General features: G+C 71.9%; 19 protein-coding genes. 13 read left to right on the top strand and 6 right to left on the bottom strand.

Annotated features, from left to right (window positions below):
• Positions 1 to 16: 16 nt before the first annotated feature.
• Positions 17 to 1,570: a glycoside hydrolase family 43 protein gene (locus ABIH81_RS26820; protein ID WP_349877665.1), complete on the bottom strand. Its 1,554-nt coding sequence runs from the start codon at positions 1,568 to 1,570 to the stop codon at positions 17 to 19.
• 95 nt (positions 1,571 to 1,665) lie between these two features.
• On the opposite strand from ABIH81_RS26820, the gene ABIH81_RS26815 reads away from it, so the two are divergent.
• Both ABIH81_RS26815 and ABIH81_RS26810 read left to right on the top strand, forming a co-directional pair.
• Positions 1,666 to 3,339, top strand: a complete 1,674-nt coding sequence (locus ABIH81_RS26815) for a CocE/NonD family hydrolase (protein WP_349877663.1) — start codon at positions 1,666 to 1,668, stop codon at positions 3,337 to 3,339.
• A gap of 66 nt (positions 3,340 to 3,405) precedes the next feature.
• Positions 3,406 to 5,370, top strand: coding sequence for a right-handed parallel beta-helix repeat-containing protein (locus tag ABIH81_RS26810; RefSeq protein WP_349877661.1), 1,965 nt, complete (start codon positions 3,406 to 3,408; stop codon positions 5,368 to 5,370).
• 25 nt (positions 5,371 to 5,395) lie between these two features.
• Here the strand turns inward: ABIH81_RS26810 and ABIH81_RS26805 are convergent, their stop codons facing one another.
• From ABIH81_RS26805 to ABIH81_RS26790, 4 genes are read right to left on the bottom strand one after another with little or no spacing between them, the layout of a single operon-like run.
• Positions 5,396 to 6,208: an ABC transporter ATP-binding protein gene (locus tag ABIH81_RS26805; RefSeq protein WP_349877659.1), complete on the bottom strand. Its 813-nt coding sequence runs from the start codon at positions 6,206 to 6,208 to the stop codon at positions 5,396 to 5,398.
• On the bottom strand, positions 6,201 to 7,016 hold the full coding sequence (locus ABIH81_RS26800) for an ABC transporter permease (protein WP_349877657.1): 816 nt from the start codon (positions 7,014 to 7,016) through the stop codon (positions 6,201 to 6,203). The genes ABIH81_RS26805 and ABIH81_RS26800 overlap by 8 nt, the downstream gene beginning before the upstream one ends.
• Complete coding sequence (locus ABIH81_RS26795) at positions 7,013 to 7,783, bottom strand: ABC transporter permease (protein ID WP_349877655.1); 771 nt, start codon at positions 7,781 to 7,783, stop codon at positions 7,013 to 7,015. Before ABIH81_RS26795 ends, ABIH81_RS26800 begins: the two co-directional genes overlap by 4 nt.
• 7 nt (positions 7,784 to 7,790) lie before the next feature.
• Complete coding sequence (locus ABIH81_RS26790) at positions 7,791 to 8,765, bottom strand: ABC transporter substrate-binding protein (protein WP_349877653.1); 975 nt, start codon at positions 8,763 to 8,765, stop codon at positions 7,791 to 7,793.
• Positions 8,766 to 9,014: 249 nt separating this feature from the next.
• Here ABIH81_RS26790 and ABIH81_RS26785 point away from each other — a divergent pair, with 249 nt between their 5' ends.
• From ABIH81_RS26785 to ABIH81_RS26755, 7 genes are all read left to right on the top strand, one after another.
• Positions 9,015 to 10,244, top strand: a complete 1,230-nt coding sequence (locus ABIH81_RS26785) for a flavin-dependent oxidoreductase (RefSeq protein ID WP_349881209.1) — start codon at positions 9,015 to 9,017, stop codon at positions 10,242 to 10,244.
• Complete coding sequence (locus tag ABIH81_RS26780) at positions 10,241 to 10,708, top strand: MarR family transcriptional regulator (protein ID WP_349877652.1); 468 nt, start codon at positions 10,241 to 10,243, stop codon at positions 10,706 to 10,708. Before ABIH81_RS26785 ends, ABIH81_RS26780 begins: the two co-directional genes overlap by 4 nt.
• Positions 10,709 to 10,757: 49 nt before the next feature.
• Positions 10,758 to 11,222 (top strand): DUF3237 domain-containing protein, encoded by a 465-nt coding sequence (locus tag ABIH81_RS26775; RefSeq protein ID WP_349877650.1) that lies wholly within the window; start codon positions 10,758 to 10,760, stop codon positions 11,220 to 11,222.
• Positions 11,223 to 11,361: 139 nt separating this feature from the next.
• On the top strand, positions 11,362 to 11,772 hold the full coding sequence (locus tag ABIH81_RS26770; RefSeq protein WP_349877649.1) for a DUF6153 family protein: 411 nt from the start codon (positions 11,362 to 11,364) through the stop codon (positions 11,770 to 11,772).
• Positions 11,773 to 11,849: 77 nt separating this feature from the next.
• Positions 11,850 to 12,509 (top strand): DUF305 domain-containing protein, encoded by a 660-nt coding sequence (locus ABIH81_RS26765; protein ID WP_349877647.1) that lies wholly within the window; start codon positions 11,850 to 11,852, stop codon positions 12,507 to 12,509.
• Positions 12,510 to 12,603: 94 nt separating this feature from the next.
• The gene (locus ABIH81_RS26760; RefSeq protein ID WP_349877645.1) at positions 12,604 to 12,966 is read left to right on the top strand and encodes a BlaI/MecI/CopY family transcriptional regulator; all 363 of its coding nucleotides are present in this window, start codon (positions 12,604 to 12,606) and stop codon (positions 12,964 to 12,966) included.
• Positions 12,963 to 13,886 carry a M56 family metallopeptidase gene (locus ABIH81_RS26755; protein WP_349877644.1) on the top strand — a complete coding sequence of 308 codons (924 nt, stop codon included), beginning with the start codon at positions 12,963 to 12,965 and terminating at the stop codon, positions 13,884 to 13,886. The genes ABIH81_RS26760 and ABIH81_RS26755 overlap by 4 nt, the downstream gene beginning before the upstream one ends.
• Positions 13,887 to 13,921: 35 nt before the next feature.
• Here the strand turns inward: ABIH81_RS26755 and ABIH81_RS26750 are convergent, their stop codons facing one another.
• Positions 13,922 to 15,493 carry a CopD family protein gene (locus ABIH81_RS26750; protein ID WP_349877643.1) on the bottom strand — a complete coding sequence of 524 codons (1,572 nt, stop codon included), beginning with the start codon at positions 15,491 to 15,493 and terminating at the stop codon, positions 13,922 to 13,924.
• A gap of 320 nt (positions 15,494 to 15,813) precedes the next feature.
• Between ABIH81_RS26750 and ABIH81_RS26745 the strand changes: the two genes are divergently transcribed.
• The 4 genes from ABIH81_RS26745 (at position 15,814) to ABIH81_RS26730 (ending at position 20,517) form a co-directional block, all read left to right on the top strand.
• Complete coding sequence (locus ABIH81_RS26745; RefSeq protein ID WP_349877642.1) at positions 15,814 to 16,629, top strand: TIGR02452 family protein; 816 nt, start codon at positions 15,814 to 15,816, stop codon at positions 16,627 to 16,629.
• Positions 16,622 to 17,077, top strand: coding sequence for an OsmC family protein (locus ABIH81_RS26740; RefSeq protein ID WP_349877641.1), 456 nt, complete (start codon positions 16,622 to 16,624; stop codon positions 17,075 to 17,077). Before ABIH81_RS26745 ends, ABIH81_RS26740 begins: the two co-directional genes overlap by 8 nt.
• A gap of 169 nt (positions 17,078 to 17,246) precedes the next feature.
• Positions 17,247 to 18,698, top strand: a complete 1,452-nt coding sequence (locus ABIH81_RS26735; protein WP_349877639.1) for a family 43 glycosylhydrolase — start codon at positions 17,247 to 17,249, stop codon at positions 18,696 to 18,698.
• 154 nt (positions 18,699 to 18,852) lie between these two features.
• Positions 18,853 to 20,517 carry an RICIN domain-containing protein gene (locus ABIH81_RS26730; RefSeq protein ID WP_349877637.1) on the top strand — a complete coding sequence of 555 codons (1,665 nt, stop codon included), beginning with the start codon at positions 18,853 to 18,855 and terminating at the stop codon, positions 20,515 to 20,517.
• The last annotated feature ends 69 nt before the right edge of the window (positions 20,518 to 20,586 follow it).

The following is a 20,586-nucleotide window of genomic DNA, read 5'->3' as shown; positions in this document are numbered from 1 at the left end:
GTTCCGTGCCGGTCTGTCATCCGGCCGGCCGGTAGTCGAACCAGTCGAACCCGGCGGTTCCCTCGGTGACGTACATGCCGATGACCCGGCCGGTGAACCCGGAGGCGACTTCGGTGGACAGGTAGCGCCCGTCGAGCTCCGCCAGGGACGACCAGCCGTCTCCGGTCTCGACCTCGAACCTGATCGTGTCGCTGCCGGCTGCCGTGACGCCCACGAGGCCCGCCTGTGCGAGATCGTCGGACGAGGTGACAGTCGGAGGGAGCACGTCGGCGGTCCGGGTGCTCAGTGCCACGGTCACCGCCCCCGCCGGCACGGAGCACTCCCCGAACACCTGCCGGAACGGCCCCACCCGGCCGACGACCCGAGCCTGTCCCCGCGCGAGTTCCAGGTCGTAGTGGTGGGCCTCGTCGATCCTGATCGTCAGGCCGGCGCGGCCGGAGCCGGGATCGACGCGGGCGCTGACCCGGCAGTCATGGTGCTGCTGACGGCGGCCGACGATGGTGGCACCACTCCGGTCGAGGCTGTCGCCGGTCGCGTGCAGGGTCAGCCAGCCGGGCCGGTCGGTCAACGACCACGCCGAGGCGCGCCGGCTACGGGGAGAGATCCACTGTGCTCCCAGCCGCTCGTCGTCGAAGTCGTCCCGGTCGTCCCACCGGCCCGTCCCCGCCGAGCCGGTCCCCGCCGATCCGGTCTCGCACGAGACAGGATCGACCACCGGCCACCCGTCGACCCAGCGCACCGGCACCAGGAACGTCTCCCGCCCCAGGACGTGGTAGGGCGGCCACTGCCCCCTGGGCCGGATGCCCAGCAGGACCATCCACCAGCTGCCGTCGGCGGCCTCGACCAGGTCGGCATGCCCGGTCGCCTGCACCGGCCGGTCGGTACCCCGATGCGTCAGGATCGGATTGGCCGGCCCGGGCTGGAACGGCCCGCGCGGCGAGCGCGCGCGGGCGACGCTCACCGCGTGGCCGGTGTGGGTACCGCCCTCCGAGACGAGCAGGTACCACCAGTCGCCGACCCGGTACAGATGCGGCGCCTCGGGGTACTGGCCACCCGTTCCCGACCACATCGGCACCGGCCCCTCGAAGACCTCTCCGGTACGCGGGTCGATCCGGTACGACTCGACCCCGGACACCGTCATCCAGCAGTCGCCGTCGTCGTCCCACGCCAGCGACGGGTCCACATGGGGCAGGTCCAGATAGACCGGATCCGACCACGGGCCGACGGGATCGGTCGCCGTGACGATCACGTGCCGGCCGAGCGTGACGTTCGTCGTGACGACCCAGAACCGGTCGTCGTGGTAGCGGATCGTCGGCGCGTAGATGCCCCGCGAGGCGAGCGTGTCGGCGGGCAGCCGGAGTTGACCGGCGCGGTCGAGCACGTTGCCGATCTGGCGCCAGCTGAACAGGTCACGACTGTGGAAGATCGGTACCCCGGGCGTGTACTCGAAGCTCGAGCACACGAGGTAGTAGTCGTCACCGGCGCGGCAGATGCTCGGATCGGGCCAGAAGCCCGGGAGGATCGGGTTGCGGTAGCTGAGGGACTCACCGTACGCGGGCTCCGGTTCCATTTCCGCTCCTTCTCGTACGGGCACGGCGCCGGCCGGTGGCAGGGCGCGCATCCGCACCGCCGGCCCGGCATGAACTCCGGAACCAAGGATGAGCGATGACGAGTCTCCGCCGCCGACTGTCCGGGCGGCTCCGGCGCGCCCGTCGGCACGCGACCCCGGAGCCCCCGTACGCCTTCACCGTGCGGCGCGGCCTGCGCGTGCCGATGGACGACGGCGTCGAACTGGTCGCCGACCTCTACCTGCCGGCCGGCGCGGTGGAACCGCCGTTGCCCACCGTCGTCGTCCGCTCGCCGTACGGCCGGCACGGTTCACTCACCCACGCGCCGGCGCTGGCTGGCGAGGGGTTCACGGTTCTGGTGCAGAGCTGCCGCGGTACTGGTGGCTCCGGTGGCAGCTTCCGGCCGCAGCTCGACGAGCAGCGCGACGGCATGGCCACCCACAGGTGGGTACGCCGCCAGCCATGGTTCACCGGCACTGTCGCGACGTACGGGGAGAGCTACCTCGGCTACACCCAGTGGGCCGTGGCGGGACGGATGTGCCGGGACGATCCCGGTAACGCCCCTGATGCCCTGTGCCTGAACGTCACGATGGCCGACTTCGGCCCGGTCACGTGGAACAACGGCGCCTTCTCGCTGGGCGGCTCGCTCGGCTGGTCGCGGCTGATGGCTCTGCGGGGCATGCGCGGCGCCATGGTCAGGGCGCGGCTCGCGCGGCGGCCGGACCGGAAGCTGGCCGAAGCCTGCGACGTCCTGCCCCTGTCTTGCGGCGACACCGCGGTGGCGGGCCACCCGATCAGCTGGTACCAGGACTGGCTGGCCCACGAGAAGCTCTCCGACGACTACTGGACCCGGCAGTCGCACACCGCGTCGGTGCCCGACGTCACCGCACCCGTCTACATGGCCACCGGCTGGTACGACATCTTCCTGCCCTGGCAGTTGCGCAACTACGCCCAGCTCGCCGCGGCCGGTCGCCCGCCGTGGCTCACCATCGGCCCGTGGGGCCACAGCAGCGAGCAGAACCCGTTCCTCGCCGAGTCGGTCGCGTTTCTCAGGGAACACTTCGCCGGCACGCCCGCGGTCCGGCCGGCGCCCGTGCGCGCCTTCCTCACCGGCGCGCAGCAGTGGCGCGATCTGCCCGCGTGGCCGCCGCCGGGCACCGCCGCGCAGCGGTGGCACCTGCATCGGTACGGGCTGCTCGACCCGGCCGTCCCCGACGGCGGCGGCACCGGCTACACCTACGACCCCGACCGGCCCACACCCGCACTCGGCGGTCCCGGCCTGGGCCCGTCCTCCGGGCCGGTCGACAACAGGGACCACGAACGCCGTACGGACGTGGCGGTCTTCCGCAGTCCACCGCTGGACCACGCCGTCGTCCTCGCCGGGGAGCCGATCGCCCGTATCCGGTTCCGTTCGACGGCAGCCAGCGCGGACGTGTTCATCCGGATCTGCGACGTGCACCCGGACGGCCGATCGATGACCGTGTGCGACGGCATCCGCCGCATCGGCGGTGCCGGCACCGCCGCTACCGATCCGCGGCCCGACGGGGACGGTTACGTCGAGATGGACGTGCCGCTGTGGCCGGCGTTCCACCGCTTCGCCGCCGGCCACCGCGTCGCCGTGCAGGTCAGCTCCGGAGCGCATCCGCGTTACGCCCGCAATCCCGGCACCGGCGAACCCGCCGCCACCGCGACCACCACCGTACGGGCGCAGCAGGAGATCTCCCACGACGGCGCCCACCCGTCCGCGATCGACCTGCCGGTGTGGACATGAACGGGCGCGCACGCGCCGCCCGCGGCACCGGAGGCACCCCCATCAATCGACAAGGAGGGTCCCCGGATGACATCCGTATTCCATGTGGCGACCAGCGGTTCGGATCGCGCCGACGGCTGCGCCGAGCGGCCGTTCCGGACGATCGACCGGGCGGCCGGCGTCGCGCAGCCCGGTGACACGGTGGTGGTGCACGCGGGGGAGTACCGCGAGTGGGTCAAGCCACGCCGTGGCGGTCTCAGCGACTCCCGCCGCATCACCTACGAGGCGGCACCCGGCGAGCACGTGGTGATCAAGGGATCGGAACGCGTCACGGGCTGGGAGCCGCTCGGCGGGACGGTTTGGCGGGCGGTCGTCGACAACTCGCTGTTCGGCTCGTTCAACCCGTTCGCCGAGGAGGTGACCGGCGACTGGATCGTGTACGGCAAGGATGCGCCGCGCCGGCACCTCGGCGACGTCTATCTGAACGGCCTGAGCTTCTTCGAGGTGGCGAGCCGGGCGGAGGTCGACGATCCGCCCCGGCGCACGGAGGTCGTCGACGACTGGACCAGGCTGCCCCGTCCGGTCGGCGATCCCGACCAGACCCGGCTCGTCTGGTACGCCGACGTCGGTGAGCGGACGACGATCTGGGCCAACTTCCAGGGCGCCGACCCGAACACGGAGCTGGTGGAGATCAACGTACGCCGCAGCGTCTTCTACCCGGAACAGCCGCACCTGGACTACATCACGGTCCGTGGCTTCGAGCTGGCGCACGCGGCCAGCCCGTGGGCGCCGCCGACCGCTGACCAGCCGGGCCTGATCGGGCCCGGCTGGGCGAAGGGGTGGGTCATCGAGGACAACGTGATCCACGACGCCAAGTGCTCGGCGATCTCGATCGGGAAGGAGGGGTCGACCGGGCAGAACCACTCGGCTCTCCGTGGCGACAAGCCGGGCTACCAGTACCAGTTGGAGTCGGTCTTCGCGGCCCGCCAGATCGGGTGGGACCGGGAGCACATCGGCTCGCACGTGATCCGGCGCAACACGATCTACGACTGCGGCCAGAACGCGATAGTCGGTCACCTCGGATGCGCGTTCTCCACGATCGAGGACAACCACATCCACCGCATCGGCGTGAAGCGCGAGTTCTACGGCTACGAGATCGCCGGCATCAAGCTGCACGCCGCCATCGACGTGGTGATCCGGCACAACTGGATCCACGACTGCTCGCTCGGCACCTGGCTGGACTGGCAGGCCCAGGGCACCCGGCTCTCCCGCAACGTCTACCACGACAACTGCCGGGACCTCTTCGTCGAGGTCAGCCACGGCCCCTACCTGGTCGAGCACAACATCTTCGGCTCGCCCGCCGCGCTGGAGCTGTTCAGCCAGGGAGGTGCGTTCGTCTGCAACCTGGTCTGCGGCACGGTGCGGCTGGAGCCGGTGCTGGACCGCGCCACGCCGTATCACCGGCGGCACAGCACCCAGGTCGCCGGGTACGCGGTGATCTACGGCGGCGACGACAGGTACGTGGGGAACCTCTTCGTGGGCGGCGACCCGGGCGCGGCCTACGGGGCGGGCGCGGAGGGCGAGGGGCCACCGCTGGCCGGCACCGCCGGATACGACGGCCATCCCGCCTCCTTCGAGGAGTACCTGGCCCGCCTCGACGACCAGCCGCCCAGCGACCAGCAGAAGTACCTCGACGTGAGACAACCGGTGTACGCCCGAGCGAACGCGTACGCCGCGGGGGCCCGGCCGTTCGAGGGTGAGCGTGGGCCGCGGGTACTGGGCGACGCGACGGCGACGGTCGTCGTCGAGGGCGACGCGGTCTGGCTCGTCACCGATCTTCCCGAGGCGTTCGACGAGGCACGTGTCGGTGTGGTCACCGGCCGGGATCTGGAACGGGTCCGGTGCGCCGACGCGGAGTTCGAGGAGGCGGACGGCAGCCCCGCCGTCATGGACGTCGACCTTGTGGGTTCATCCCGGCAGTCTGGACGGGACGGCGCCGTCGGCCCGGTCGCGGGTCTTGCGTCCGGGGCGCGCCGTACGCGGGTCTTCTGACGACGGACCCGCGCGTACGGTGCGGTCACGGTGCCGGCTGTGGCGCCGCGGCCGGCCCGCGCTTGGCCCGCTGGATCTGCTCGTAGACGTGGGTCCGCAGTTCGGTGAACCGGGGCAGGGCCCGGGTGGTGAGCTGATCGCGTTCCCGTGGGAGGTCGATCACGAGGTCCTCCTGCACCCGGGTCGGTGAGTTCGACAGGACGAGCACTCGCTGGCCCAGGTACACGGACTCGTCGATGTCGTGCGTCACGAAGACGGTGGAGATCCCGCGGGTCAGGTGCAGTTCGCGGACGAGATCCTCCAGATCCGCGCGGGTCTGCGCGTCCACCGCGGCGAACGGCTCGTCCATGATCAGCACGTCCGGCTGGTAGGCGATGGCGCGTGCGATCGCCACCCGCTGCTGCATCCCGCCGGAGAGCTGCCACGGATGGCTCCGCGCCGACTGCGGCAGCCCGACCGCGTCGAGGGCGTCGGCGACCATCCGGGCGCGTTCGGCACGGGAGAGCTTCTTGTGGCGAAGCGGAAGCTCCACATTGCCCCGGACCGTCAGCCACGGGTACAGGCTGCGGGCGTACTCCTGGAAGACCACTGCCATCGCCGGACTCGGCCCCGTCACCGGCGACCCCTCCATCTCGACGAGGCCGCTGGTGGGCCGCAGCAGCCCGGCGAGGCATTTCAGGAGAGTGGTCTTGCCGCAGCCCGAGGGACCGACGACGCACAGCAGCTCGCCGGGATCCATGGTGAAGCTGAGATCACCGATCGCCTCGACCTCGCCCCGGCCGGAGGCGTAGACCTTCCGCAGGTGCTCGACCCTCAGCAGGGGGCTCCCGTCAGCCACGGTTGAGCTCCTTCATTCCGTGGTACCAGCGCAGGACGCGGCGTTCGACGACACCGAAGGCCACGGCGAGGACGACGCCGATGAGGCCGAGCAGCAGGATGCCGCTCCACATCTCGGCGATGAGGTAGTTCCGTTGGAAGTAGGCGATCCGGTAGCCGAGGCCGGCGGACGACGCGAACATCTCCGAGATGACCATGAGGATCAGGGCCACCGAGAGCGCCTGCCGTACGCCGGTCATGATGCGCGGACCCGCCGCCGGGAGGATCAGCCGCCACAGCCGGTCCCACCGGGAGATCCGGAACGAGTGCGCGGTCTCCATCATCACGCTGTCGGTCGCCCGGACGCCTTCGATCGTGTTCAGCAGGATCGGCCAGATCGCGCCGGACACGATGACGACGACCTTCATGGTGTCGGTGATGCCGAGCAGGAGCATCGCGACCGGAATCAGCACGGGTGGCGGAATCGCGCGGAAGAACTCCAGCAGTGGTTCGAGGATCTCGCGTAGCGGGCGGAACCGGCCGATGACGACGCCGGCGGCGACGCCGAGGAGGATCGACGCGAGGAGGCCGGCCAGGAGCCGGTACAGGCTCGGCAGGACGTCGTCGACGAACGCCGGGCCGATCCAGGTCTGCCGGAACGCGTCGAGGAGCGTGCGGGGGCCGACGAGGAACCGGTTCGTCGACCGGGTGGAGCAGACGGCCCAGAGCGCCACGGTCAGGACGGGCAGCCCGACCGCGTACAGGACGTTCTCGGCGACCCGGACGCCCAGGTCGCGGGGACGGGCCCGGCCCGCGCCGAGGGCGGTCATCGGGCCGCCTCGTCCGCGAGCACCGACTGGTGCCAGGCCAGCGAACGGCGTTCGACGAAGCGGAACACGACGTTCACCAGCAGGCCGAGGATCCCGGTGACCACGACGAGGCCGTACAGGCCGACCGCGTCCCCGGAGGAGCGGGACAGCTCGATCATGCGCCCGAGGCCGGGGTTGCCGATCACCATCTCGGCGGTGACGGCCAGGATGAGTGCGACTGCCGCGCCGAGGCGCAGGCCGGTCATCAGGTACGGCAGAGCGGTCGGAAGGACGAGGTACCGCAGCCGCTCGGCGCGGGTGAGGCCGAAGCTCCGCGCGGTGTCCCGGGCGACGGTGTCGACGTCGGCGACGCCGTAGATCACCTGCACGAACACCTGCCAGAACGCCGCGTAGACGATGATGACGAGGGCGGCGCGCATCTGCAGGCCGAACATCAGCACGGCGAGGGGGATCAGCGCGACCGACGGCACCGGCCGCAGGAACTCGACGGTCGTGTGCGTCGCGCGACGCAGGAACGGCACCATCCCGACCACGGTCCCCAGTGCGACCGCCGCGAGCGTCGCCAGCGTCAGGCCGATCGCCCACGACGTCATGGTGAGCCGGACCCGCCGCCAGAACGCCAGGTCGCGGACCTCGTGGACCAGCCACCCGAAAACGTCCGTCGCGTACGGCAGGTAGTGCGGGTCGGCCAGTCCCAGTGCCGGGATCAGTTGCCAGACGACGAGGAACCCGAACAGGCCCACGGCACCCAGCAGGATCTTGCGCATCGGCCGGCTACTGCTGCTGGATGAGGCGGTCGAAGTCGGGTCGCCGGTCGAGGACGCGGTACTTCTGGGCGAGCGCCGCCAGTTGCTCCAGGCCGGCCCGGTCGAGCTCCCACCCGAATGCCGGGAGCCGTACGGAGTCCGCCACCGCGTCCGGCAGTTCGAGGTTGTCCTTGATGGCTTGCCGCAGGTCCGTCTGGTTGGCCGGATCCTTGGCCCAGGTGAGCGTCTTCCTCATCCCGGCCGAGAAGTCCGCGACGAGCTCGGCGTCGGAGTCCTTCAGCTTGCTCGACGTGATCGTGGTCAGGGTGGTGAGTCCGGGAACGGTGGCCTGGTACGGGGCGACCACGAGGACGTCACCGCGTTGGCGCATCTGGGTGATGAACGGCTCGGTCACCCAGGCGGCGTCGATGTTGCCGGCGGCGAGCTGGGCCGGCGCGTCCGGGAAGGCCACCTCGACGAACTTGACCTTGGTGGGATCGCCGCCGTCCTTCTCGACCGCCGCCATGATGGTGACGTCGCCGGCGGCGCCCAGGCTGTTGACCGACACCTTGCGCCCCGCGAGCTGGGCCGGCCGGGTGATGCCCGATTTGGCCGACGCCACCACCGCGTTGATGTCGTCACCGTCGGCGTAGGACGACGCGTAGTTCCCGATGATCACCACACCGAGGTTCTGCAGGTCGGCACGGAACGGGCCGAACGGCTGGCCGATGGCGAAGTCGATGTCGCCGTTGATCAGGGCCGGGATGGCCTGTGCGCCGCCCTGTGCGGGCACCACCTCCACATCGAGCCCCTGCTCCCGGAAGATGCCCGCCTTGATACCACCCCACAGCGCGGCGGTCTCGCTGATGGGCAGCGCCGCCACGCGGACCTTGCGCAGCTCGCCGCTCGCGCCGGGGGACGGATCGGTGGCGTCGGAGTCCGTGCAACCGGTCAGGGCGATCGCGAGGCCGGCGAGAACAGCGAGGGCGGTGACCTTCTTCATGGACGAGCCCTTCCGTGCGAAGCGCTGGTGCATCCGGAGGAGTGGGGGCCGGCGAGGTGAGGTAAACCATCCGACCGCGTCGATCAGCGTCATGCAGGGACGATTGATTGTCAAGAATTCCGATAAGGCGAATCGCAATGCGCGACGAGTGGTCCGGCCTCATGTGAATACGTCTTGACGCGTGACGATTTTGTGACCAAACTGTGTGGTTGCTGGTGCGGCGGCGAAGGGAGCGACGACTTGGCGATCGTGATCGTGGGCGCTGGTATCGGTGGCCTCACCACCGCGCTCAGCCTGCACCGGGCCGGCTTCCGTGACATCGCGGTCTACGAACGCGCCGCCGCGCTGCGCCCGCTCGGCGTCGGGATCAATCTGCTCCCGCACGCCGTCCGCGAGCTGACCGAATTGGGCCTCGGCGAACGCGTGGAAAGGCTGGGCGCAGCGCCCGGCACATTGGCCTACTACAACCGGCACGGTCAGCAGATCTGGAGCGAGCCGCGCGGGCTGGACGCCGGATATCGCTGGCCGCAGCTTTCCGTGCACCGTGGCCGGTTCCAGATGGAACTGCTCACCGTGGTGCGGGAACGGCTGGGGGCCGACGCGGTACGCACCGGGCACCGGCTCGTCGACGTCCGGAACGGCGTCGCACGCTTCGAGACGGCAGCGGGGGAGGTGAGCGTCGCCGGCGACCTGATCGTCGGCGCGGACGGCATCCATTCCGCGCTGCGCCGGCAACATCGGCCGGGCGAGGGGGCGCCGATCTGGAACGGGCTGACGCTCTGGCGGGGGACGGCGCGGGCACCCGGATTCCTGGACGGGCGAACCATGATCATGGCCGGGGACGCGGAACAGAAGTTCGTCGCGTACCCGATCGGTGCCGGCCTGATCAACGTCGTCGCCGAGCGGCGCGGGCCCGGTTTCGCCGGGCCGAACGCGGACTGGAACCGGGCGGTCGACCCCGCGCCGGTCGTCTCGCTCTTCGCGGACTGGCGTTTCCCGTGGCTCGACGTGCCGGAACTGCTGTCCGCCGCCGACGAGATCCTCGAATACCCCATGGTGGACCGCGACCCGATCGACACGTGGACCCACGGCAACACGACGCTGCTCGGGGACGCGGCGCACCCGATGTATCCGAACGGTTCCAACGGGGCGTCGCAGGCCATCCTGGACGCACGTACCCTCGCCTTCCACCTCGCCACCGCGCCGACGGTGCGGCAGGCGCTCGACGCCTACGAGGCGGACCGGCGGCCGGCGACCACAGCGCTCGTGCTGAGCAACCGGCGGCAGGGCCCGGAGCAGGTGATGGTGCTCGCCCACGAGCGCGCGCCGGACGGGTTCGCGCACATCCACGACGTCATCCCGCCGGAGGAGCTGACCGAGATCGCCACCGGGTACAAGAAGGCGGCCGGCTTCCTGCCCGCCGATCTCAACGAACGGGCCTCCCTGACGCCGACGGTCTTCTCGGGCGTACTGCGGTGACCGGCCCGGAAGCGACCGAGCTGGACGCGGCGCGACTGGCGTCGGTGATCTCACCGCTGCGCCGCACGCTGCTCGCCGCCGCCCGGGCCGCCGAGCACCTGCCGGAGATCCCGGACGCGCAGATCGAGATCGTGCGGGCCCTGCCCCGGGGCACCGTGTCCGGTCCCGGTGAGCTGGCCGAACGGCTCCGCCTGAGCCGCTCGACGGTCAGCAACCTGCTCACCACGATGGAGGGCAACGGCCTCGTCGAGCGCCGCCCCCGTCCCGGCAACCACCGCCACGTCGACGTCCTCGCGACCCCGAAGGCCCTCGACCTGTTCGACCGCTTCGACCTCGCGAGCGGAGACCTGGTCGCCCGCGCCGCGGCCACCCTGCCGGCGGCGGACCGCGCGGCCCTCGCCGCCGCGGTGCCCGCGTTGGAACGCCTGCGCGACGCCCTCGCGCAGGCCAAGGACACCCCATGAGTACGCGCCGACGCACCGACCGCCGCGCCGACCAGCCGGGCGGGGCCCGGTGAGCGCCCCGGCGGTTCCCGGCCTGGAGGCCGCGTTCGAGGTGGAGGTGCGGCTCGGCGCGCTGGAGGACCACGGGATGACCCGCGCGGGCCACCGCCGCGTCGTGCCTGTCGTCGGCGGCCGGGTGACCGGCCTCGTCGAGGCTGACATCCTTCCCGGCGGCGCCGACTGGCAGCTGGTCCGCCCCGACGGCGCGATCGAGATCGACACACGCTATTCGGCGCGCACCGCCGACGGCGGTCACGTCTACATCCGGACGTTCGGCGTCCGCAGCGGCCGGCCGGAGATCCTCGAAGCGTTGCTGCGCGGCGACGCGGTCGACCCCTCCGAGTACTACTTCCGCCTGGGCGTACGACTGGAGACGTCGGTGCCCGCACTGGCCGTCCTGGAGCAGTGCGTCTTCGTCGCGTCGGCGATCCGCGAGGCCGACCGGGTGCGCTACACCGCCTACCGCGTCACGTAGGTGTTCCCGGGCGGCGGGTTGTGCGTGTTCGCCTCCCCGTGCCCGGCCCCTGTGATATCCCATCTACTATGCGTCTTTAGTAGATGCCTGTGTCAGGGGCGACGGCCACGCGCCGGGCCGGACGTGCGGAGGGGGTGGGATGGGACGCTCTCACCCGCTGCTGCGGCTGGCGCTGTTCGTCGCCGTGACGTTCGGGGTGTTCGGCATGCACACCTTCGGCCACCCGACCGGACCTGAGGCCGCCCACGCGAGCGCCGCACACGGGAGCACCGCCGACGCCGGGACCGCCCACGAGAGCGCCGCCGCGCCCGACGCCGCACACGGAGAAGACGGCTCGCCCGGGCACGGCGAGGGGATGCACGCGTTCACCGTGTGCCTGGCGGTGCTGGGCGGCGCCCTCGTTCTCAGCGCCCTGTCCCTGCTGTGCCGGCCCCGCCGCGGCACCGGGACGCCGGCTGGCCCTCGGTCCCGCGGGCCCGGCCCGCACCGAGGTCCGCCCCGCCCGCCCATCGGGCTGCGACTGCGCGCCGTGACGGTCCTGCGCACGTGAGGAGACCACGGTCCGGCGTCTCGCCCGGACCCGACGACTCCGTTCCGGCACACCTCACGACAAGGACCACGTACCTGATGAATCCGACCATCCTCCGCCGCGCCGCCCTCGCGGGCGTTGCTCTGTCCGCCCTGCTCGCCACCGCCGCCTGCGGCGGCGCGCACGACACCGGCGGCATGACGCACGGCACCGGCAGCAGTTCCGCGGCGGGCGCCTCGCCCTCGGCCGGCGCCACCTTCAACGACGCGGACGTGATGTTCGCCCAGATGATGATCCCGCACCACCAGCAGGCGGTCACGATGGCCGACCTGGCCCCGACGCGCGCCAGCGACACCGAACTGAAGGACCTGGCCGCCAAGATCAAGGCAGCGCAGGATCCGGAGATCACCACCATGAAGGGGTGGCTCACGGCCTGGGGCAAGCCCACGGACCTGCCCAGCGACCACAGCATGCCCGGCATGAGCGCCACGCCCGGGCACGACATGCCGGGGATGACCTCGGGGATGCCCGGCATGATGTCCGAGCAGCAGATGAGGGAACTCGCCGCCGCGAACGGCGCTGCCTTCGACAAGATGTTCGCCGAGATGATGATCGCCCACCACAACGGCGCCATCGACATGGCCAAGGCCGAGCAGGCCGACGGCCGCAGCCCCGAGGCCAAGGCGCTCGCCGCCGAGATCGCCTCGGACCAGGCCACCGAGGTGCGGACCCTGCAGAAGATCCTCGACCGCCTGTAGACGGCCGGGTGTGGCCGGTCCGGGCCCCGAGGCCCGGGACCGGCCGCACCGCCACGACACCTGACGTACCCTGACCGGTACGAAGGGAGAGCACGTGGCGGAACTGGGCAAGCTCGAATCGTCCGTGATGGACGTCCTGTGGTGTGCCCCCGAGCCCGTGCTCGTGCGCGACGTCCTCGACGCGGTGACCACCGACCGGGCCCTGGCGTACACGACAGTCCTCACCGTGCTGGACAACCTGCACCGCAAGGGCTGGGCCGTCCGGGAGAAGGACGGCAAGGCCTACCGCTATCGCGCGGCCGGCACTCGCGAGGAGATCATCGCCCGGACACTGCGCCGGGTCGTCGAGACGAGCACCCATCCCGACCTGGTGCTCCTGCACTTCGCCCGGTCCGCCTCCGACCACGAACTGCACATCCTGCGGCAGGTCCTCGACGAGCGGAAGTCCGAGGCGTGAGCCTCGCGCTCGCCCTCGTCACCGGCGCGGCGTTGGTCGCCTGCTGTGGCCCCGCCGTGCTGCGGCTGTGCTTCCGGCACGTCGCCGACCCGGTCGCGATGCTGCTCGGCTGGCTCGGCCTGATCGTCGCGGTGATCGCCACCTTCGTCCTCGCCACCGTGATGCTCCTCGCCCCGGGCAGCACCCGGCAGTGGGCGCTGCACGACCTCGCCCGCATCTGCTGGCACTGGGCGCAACCCAGCCGGCCGCCCGCCGTCGACGAGATCGCCGGGGCGGCCGGAGCACTGATCCTGCTGGCCGTGCTCGTCCGGTTCACGGCGACCTGCGCCCGCCGGGCCGTGCGCGCCCACCGCGCCCGCCGAGCCCACGCCGACCTGCTCACGCTCGCCGGCGGCCCGCCGGAGCGCGGCGAGGCGCCGGTGCTGTGGATCCCCCACCCGACCCCGATGGCCTACAGCCTCGGCGGATCCCGCGGGCTGACGGTCCTGGCCAGCGCCGCCGGTGACCTGCCGGCGGACCAGCTCGCCGCGGTGCTCAGCCACGAGCGGGCACACCTGCGGGAGCGCCACCATCTCCTGGTGGCCGGCGTGGAGGGGCTCGCGGCTGCCGTACCGTGGCTGCCCCTGACCCGGCAGGCGCCCGCGGCCGTGCGCCTGCTCGTCGAACTCTGTGCCGACGCCGCCGCCGTCCGCGAGTGCGGCCAGACCGCCGTACGCGACGCGCTGCTGACCTTCGCCGGCGCGCCGCACCCGCCGTCCGCGCTGTCGATGGCCGGCGCCGACATGGCCATCCGGCTACAGCGCCTCCAGGGGCGCCGCCCGCACCGCCGCAACCTGCTCGCCCGCGCCGTGCTCGCCTCGACCGCCCTGGCCGCCCCTCTGGGCGTCGGCGTGGTCACCGGCGTCCTGTTCTGCCTGTAGACGCCGTACCGCCCGTCCGGCGCGGGCGCGACCTACTACATGCCGGCGTTGACCAGGATCGCGGTGGCCAGTAGGACGGCCACCATCAGCACCGCCTCCGCCAGCACCGTGTGGCGCAGGCGGCGCATGCCGTCCGGCGTGGGGTCGTCCAGCCGCGGTACCACCCGCCTGCTGTTGTAGAGCCCGACCACGGCCACGACCGCCACCAGCGCGACCTTGACCAGGAGCACCCGTCCCCAACCGGTGCTCACCAGATGACCCGGCCGGTCCAGGATCGCCACTGTCAACGCGACGCCGGCGGCACCCGTCAACGCCACGGCCGCGCTGGCCGGAACGGAGAACCGCACCGCCATCTCGGCGGCGCCCGTCGGCACACCGAGGCGCGCACGCCCCAGCAGCAGCGCCGCCAGGAGCAGAACCCCGCCGACCCACACCGCTGCGGCGACGGTGTGCGCCACGTCCGCCGCCACGACGAGCATTCGAGGCCGCGCGGTGACGGTGTGCCCGTCGAACAGGAACGAACCGAGCAGCAGCGCCACCGTGACACCGAGGAGTACCGGCCGGACCGCTCGCGCGCGTACCCGTTGCGCCTCCTCGCCGCTCGCGTCACCGCCGGCCGGCACGACCAGGGGGCGAGGGGCCGTCGGGATCGCGGCGACCGTCACCACGGCATGCCGCCCGACCGCGTGCCGGCCCCGGATCAGCGCCGCCTCCAGGGAACCGGCCACGAGCAACCCGGCCGCGCCGGCGAACCGCAGGCCCAGCCCGGCGGCCACCGGCGTACCGCCGAGCGCGGTCAGCGCCTGCACGCTGACCGCCGAGGCGAAACTACCCGCGGGGCTGAACACCACCGCCAGCGCCGCCAGTTCGAGCACCACGCCGGCCGCCACCGTCAGCCCGGCGACCCGCACCCAGACCTGGACCAGCCGGATGTCGCTGCGTGTTCCCACCAGTGTGGTCAGCGCGAAGACGAGACCACCCACGCCGAGCAGGATCGCCCCGTAGGACAGCCACCGCCCCGCCGTGCCGACCAGCCGCACCGGACCCTGGTCGGCGTCGGCGGTGTGACCCACCGCGTGCCCGCCGGAGTGGGCCGGTGGAGACGCCGACGGAACCGCCGGTCCACCGTGACCGGCGTGCCCGTGCGCGCCGGCAGTGGGCCGAGGCGTGGCGGTCGCGCCCGGTGGCGCGGCGGCCGGGACCACTGTGAACGTGACATCGCCGGTCAGGGGATGGGCGTCCGGGGCGGCCACGCTCCAGCGCAGCGTGAACTCCCCGTTGGTCAACTCGGCGGAGGGGTGGACCAGCCACGTACGGCCCCCGTCGGGGGTGTGACTGCTCGCCGGAACGGCCGCACCCTCGCGGGTGAGCCGGAAGCCGGCCCCGGTGGGCGTGCCGGGGGCGCTGAACGTCAGCCGGATCTCTCCGACCGCGCCGTCCACGCGTGCGCCGTCCGCCGGTACGACCTTGAGCAGCTTGAAGTGCGCGGTGGCGGGCGACGCGAATCCGAGCACCACGAACACGGCGGGGCACAACGCCAGCCACACCAGCAGCACCCACCGTGCCGCGCCGCGCGCCGGCAACCGATGACGCCGCGGGAAAGGCACCGCTGGTCCCTTCGTCGGGGAGACCTGGACCCGGTGCCCATCGCTCCGACCGGTCGCCATCCTAGGGGAACTACTAACAATGGGTAGTAGAGCCCCGGGCTGCGCCGACGGCCACGGTCAACCGGTCGTCGCGGGCGCCAGGGCGCGCTTGTCCGGCTTACCGCTGGGCGCCACCGGAACCCGGTCGATCGACTGGATCGTCCGCGGGACCGACGCCTCTCCCAGCGCCCGTGAGGTGGCGGGCGGTCGCTAATCGGTTGCCCGCCGCGGTGGGGACTGCCTAGATTGCCGATCATGCGCGACATCGACGGGTATGCCGGATGAGCGGCCGTCTCCGCGAGATCGCCCGGCAGACGGTCGCGATCGCCGAGTCGGGACGCTATCGCAACGACGCCGGTGACGACGTCGAGATCGGGGCGGCGGTACGCGCCGCCGTCGCCGGCACCCGGCACCACCCGCCGGACGAGGTGCTCGCAACAGGAGACGCGAAGCCGGGCGCCGGCGACGTGGAGGTGACGTACGAGTCGACGTTGCAGGTGGCCCACCGGCTCGGTCCCGGCGCGGCGTGTCTGGTGTTCGCGTCGGCGAAGAACCCGGGTGGCGGGTTCCTGGGCGGGGCGCAGGCGCAGGAGGAGAGCATCGCCCGCTCGTCGGCGCTCTACCCGTGCCTGCTCACCGCGCCGGAGTTCTACGCCTTCCACCGGGCGCAGCGGGATCTGCGGTACAGCGACCGGGTCGTCTACTCCCCGGGCGTGCCGGTGTTCCGCGACGACAAGGGCAACCTGCTCGACCGGCCGTACACCACGTCCTTCCTGACCGCGGCGGCGCCCAACCTGGGCGCGGTCCTGCGCAACCAGCCGGAGCGGGCCGCCGACGTGCCGGCGGTGCTGGCGCGGCGTGCCCGGCGGGTGCTGGAGGTCGCGGCCGCGCACGGGCATCGGACCGTGGTGCTGGGCGCGTGGGGGTGCGGGGTGTTCCGGAACGATCCGGCGACGGTGGCCGGCGCGTTCGCCGACGCCCTCCGGGTGGTCGATCGGTTCGACCTCGTGGTGTTCGCCGTTCGCGACGGGCTGCCGGGCACACCGGTGTACCGCACGTTCGCGGAACGCTTTTCGGTAGGTTCGTCGCATGAGTGACGACACCTTCCGGTCGGTGGAGATCGAGCGCACCAGCGTGGGCAGATACGTCGTGCGCAACGCCCGTGGCGGCGAGCTGTCGATGGGTACCGGGGAGGACGCGACCTTCACGCCCGTGGAACTGCTGCTGGCGGCCCTCGGGGGCTGCACCGCCGTGGACGTCGACCACGTGACCAGCCGGCGCGCCGAACCGACCCGGTTCGCCGTCACGGTGAGCGGCGACAAGATCCGCGACCCGGAGGCCGGGAACCGGATGGAGAACCTCACCGTCACGTTCGCGGTGACGTTCCCGGACGGTGCGGACGGTGACCGGGCCCGCGAGGTGCTGCCGCGTTCGCTGCGACAGTCGCACGACCGGCTCTGCACCGTGTCCCGGACGGTGGAGCTGGGCACTCCCGTCTCCGTCGTCGACGCGACGGCCGACCCGGACTCGACCGAACCGCGGTGAGTGGTGGGGGCCCGGCTGAACGGGCGATCGGTCTCCCGATCACCTTGACACTTGTCTATGTTAACGAGAACATTTCCGTAACCCGGCGGTAATGCCGCTGCCACGAGCGTCACGGATGAGGCGAGCCGCCGCGGCCGGCCGGTGACGACCAGGGCGCAGGAGGTTCTCGGTGACAGGGACCGCACGGAGGACGCGTACGGCGGCGGTCGTGGTCTCGGCGGCGCTGGTCCTCGCCGCGGGGGTGCTGGCCGGGATGCCCCCGGCGTCGGCGGCGAGCGTCGACACGTCCGCGTCGTACGTGGTCGTGAACCGGCACAGCGGCAAGGCGATGGACCTGTACGACTGGTCGGCGGCGGAGAACGCGCCGGTGAACCAGTGGACGCGCAACGACCTCGCGGTGCAGCAGTGGCAGTTCGTGGACGCCGGCGGCGGGTTCTACAAGGTGCGGTCCCGGCACAGCGGGAAGGTGCTGGAGTTGCCGACCGGCGGCGACGGCACCCAGCTCGTCCAGAGCACCGACCGCTCGTCGGCCACCCAGCAGTTCCGGTTGCAGGACTCCGCGGGCGGGTTCGTGCGGTTCGTGAACCGGCAGTGGGGCAAGGTCGTCGACGTGTGGCAGTGGTCGACAGCCGACGGTGGCCGGCTGGCCGGCTACGCCGATCTCGACGGCGCCAACCAGCAGTGGCGGCTGATCCGGCTGGGCGGCGGCACGCCCACCCCGGCGCCCACCACCCCGGCACCGGCCTACCCGCAGCCCGGCCGGGTTGCCGGCGACATCGGCGTCCACGACCCGACGGTGGTCAAGCGACCCGACGGCACCTACCTCGTCGCGCACACCGGTGACGACGTCGCGCTGAAGACCTCCGCCGACCGGGTCACCTTCCGCAACGCGGGCGCCGCCTTCCCCGGTGGCGCGCCGTGGACCACCACGTACACCGGCGGCGCGCGCAACCTGTGGGCTCCGGACCTGTCGTACCGCAACGGGCGTTACCACCTGTACTACTCGGCGTCGACGTTCGGATCCAACCGCTCGGCGATCTTCCTGGCCACCAGCACCACCGGCGACTCCGGGAGCTGGACCCACCAAGGACTGGTCGTCGAGTCGCGGACCACCGACGACTTCAACGCCATCGACCCGAACCTCACCGTCGACGACCAGGGCCGCTGGTGGCTCGGTTTCGGCTCGTTCTGGTCCGGCATCAAGATGATCCCGATCGACCCGGCCACCGGGCGCCGGCTCGGCAGCACCATGCACAGCGTGGCCGCCTACGGCCCCGGCATCGAGGCGCCGGTCCTGGTCAAGCGCGGCTCCTGGTACTACCTGTACGTCTCGTTCGACCGCTGCTGCCAGGGCGCCGCCAGCACGTACCGGATCATGGTCGGTCGGTCGGCGAGCCCCACCGGGCCGTTCGTGGACCGCGCGGGCCGGAACATGCTCGCCGGCGGAGGCACCCAGATCCTGGCCTCACACGGCAGCGTGCACGGTCCCGGCCACCAGGCGGTCCTCGCCGACACCGACGGCGACGTCCTCTTCTACCACTACTACGCCGACGACGGCGCGTCGCTGCTCGGCGTCAACCGCATCGGCTACGACGCCGCTGCCTGGCCCTACGTGTACTGAACCGGCCACCTGGGAGGGCGCGCATGTCACCTCGGCACTTTCTCCACCCGGCCCGCCGCCGTACCGGACCGGGGCGCCGCCACCTTCCACCTGGAGCAGGCGCCCGGCAACCGCTGCGGCGGACTCGGCGTACCCCTTTCTCGGAGGTCGAACGATGCTCAACCCCGCAGTGACGTCACCGGCCGGCGCCCCACGGGGCCGGCGCCGCGCCGGCCTGGCACTGGCCCTGGTGGCGGCGCTGGCCGCCGTGGCCGGCGCCGCAGTGGTGGCCGCGCCGCCGGCGCAGGCGGCCACCATCGACACCAGCGCCTGGTACGTGCTCGTCAACCGCAACAGCGGCAAGGTCCTCGACGTCCGGGACACCTCGACCGGCGACGGCGCGGCGATCCAGCAGTGGTCCCGCAACGACGGCGAATGGCAGCAGTTCCAGTTCGTCTCCTCCGGCAGCGGCTACTACCGCCTGAAGGCCCGCCACAGCGGCAAGGTGGTGGACCTGTGGGAGTGGAACGTCGCCGACGGCGCGGAGTACCGGCAGTGGCCCGACCTCAACGCCACCAACCAGCAGTTCCAGGTGCGCGACTCGGACAGCGGCCACATCCGGCTGATCAACCGGCACTCCGGGAAGGCGCTGGAGGTGTGGGAACGGTCGACCGCCGACGGCGCCCGGGTCAGCCAGTACGCCGATCTCGACGGCGCCAACCAGCAGTGGCAGATGGTCCGGGTGGGCACCGGCGGCACACCGACCACCCCGCCGCCGTCCACCGGGTGCGGCAGCGGCTCCTACCAGGCCGAGGCCGTGCTGAACGGCGGCACCTGGACGGCGCGCAACGGATCGTCGACCGTGTACTCGGGCTCGGACATGCTGTCGGCGATGCAGGCCGCCGTGAACTCCCTGCCGGCCGGACGGACCGCCAAGCAGCGGGTGGTGGTGCGCGGCTCCGGGTCGATGAGCGCGGGGTCGCGGTTGTCGCTGCCGTCGTACACGACGCTCGCGGTCTGCGGCACGATCACCGTGACCGGCTCGGGGTCGGGCGACTACGCGCCCGTCTACTCGCGCGGGACCACCGACGTCGAGGTGCAGAACCTGACCCTCACCGGGGCGCCGCTGTACGGGATCTTCATGCGCAACGTGAACAACCTGACGCTCGGGCAGATCGACATGCGGCTGTCCGGCGGTCTGGGGGTGCGAATCGACAACCACGGCGGCGACCGGGCGGTCAAGGTGCGCAACGTGCGCATCGACACCGTGTACGTGTCAGGGACCGGCGCGCACGGCGTGGAGACGTACGGCGTGGACGGCCTGACCATCGGCACCGTCACCGCGCGCAACACCGGCTACTCCGGTCTGCTGCTCAACGACACGGTCAACGCCACTGTGGGCACCGTCGACGCGCAGGGCGCCGGCACCGGAACCGGGTACGCGGCGTTCCGGATGGCCAACCGCAACGGCCGGATCGGCAGCTCGTACCCGGCGAACATCCGGGTCGGCACCGTGATCGCGTCCGGCGGCGGGCGGGGGATCTTCTGCGTGTCGGAGTCCGGCGGCGCGGTCATCGACCGGGTGACCATCTCGAACACCGGAAACAACTCGATCCTCGTGGAGAACTGCTACAACGTCACCATCGCCGGGGTGTCCGGAACGGTGACGGGCGGCGGCGAGGTGCGGATCGCCTCGCGGACCGAGTTCCCGATCTCCTCCGGCATCCGCTTCCAGAACCTGACAGTCACCAACACGAACATCACCCAGAGCCCGTGCGGCGGGGCGAACAACACGATCAGCAACGTCACGCGGGTCAACTCGACGCTCACCTGGTGCTGACGATCCGGCTGCCCCGCAGGGCGTGTGGTCCGGGGGCAGCCGGTCGGGAGTGCTGCCGGACGGCTCGTG

The sequence above is a fragment of the Micromonospora sp. HUAS YX12 genome (assembly GCF_040215685.1).
GTDB classification, from domain to species: Bacteria; Actinomycetota; Actinomycetes; order Mycobacteriales; family Micromonosporaceae; genus Micromonospora; species Micromonospora tulbaghiae.
The sequence above is the reverse complement of the archived record's forward strand: the minus strand, read 5'-3'. Positions and strand labels throughout refer to the sequence as shown.

Bases quoted from the DNA above. Each gene is read 5' to 3' on its own strand.
- ABIH81_RS26820 (WP_349877665.1), bottom strand. From the start codon at position 1,570: ATGGAACCGGAGCCCGCGTACGGTGAGTCCCTCAGCTACCGCAACCCG.
- ABIH81_RS26815 (WP_349877663.1), top strand. From the start codon at position 1,666: ATGACGAGTCTCCGCCGCCGACTGTCCGGGCGGCTCCGGCGCGCCCGT.
- ABIH81_RS26810 (WP_349877661.1), top strand. From the start codon at position 3,406: ATGACATCCGTATTCCATGTGGCGACCAGCGGTTCGGATCGCGCCGAC.
- ABIH81_RS26800 (WP_349877657.1), bottom strand. From the start codon at position 7,016: ATGACCGCCCTCGGCGCGGGCCGGGCCCGTCCCCGCGACCTGGGCGTC.
- ABIH81_RS26795 (WP_349877655.1), bottom strand. From the start codon at position 7,783: ATGCGCAAGATCCTGCTGGGTGCCGTGGGCCTGTTCGGGTTCCTCGTC.
- ABIH81_RS26790 (WP_349877653.1), bottom strand. From the start codon at position 8,765: ATGAAGAAGGTCACCGCCCTCGCTGTTCTCGCCGGCCTCGCGATCGCC.
- ABIH81_RS26770 (WP_349877649.1), top strand. From the start codon at position 11,362: ATGGGACGCTCTCACCCGCTGCTGCGGCTGGCGCTGTTCGTCGCCGTG.
- ABIH81_RS26765 (WP_349877647.1), top strand. From the start codon at position 11,850: ATGAATCCGACCATCCTCCGCCGCGCCGCCCTCGCGGGCGTTGCTCTG.
- ABIH81_RS26745 (WP_349877642.1), top strand. From the start codon at position 15,814: ATGAGCGGCCGTCTCCGCGAGATCGCCCGGCAGACGGTCGCGATCGCC.
- ABIH81_RS26740 (WP_349877641.1), top strand. From the start codon at position 16,622: ATGAGTGACGACACCTTCCGGTCGGTGGAGATCGAGCGCACCAGCGTG.
- ABIH81_RS26730 (WP_349877637.1), top strand. From the start codon at position 18,853: ATGCTCAACCCCGCAGTGACGTCACCGGCCGGCGCCCCACGGGGCCGG.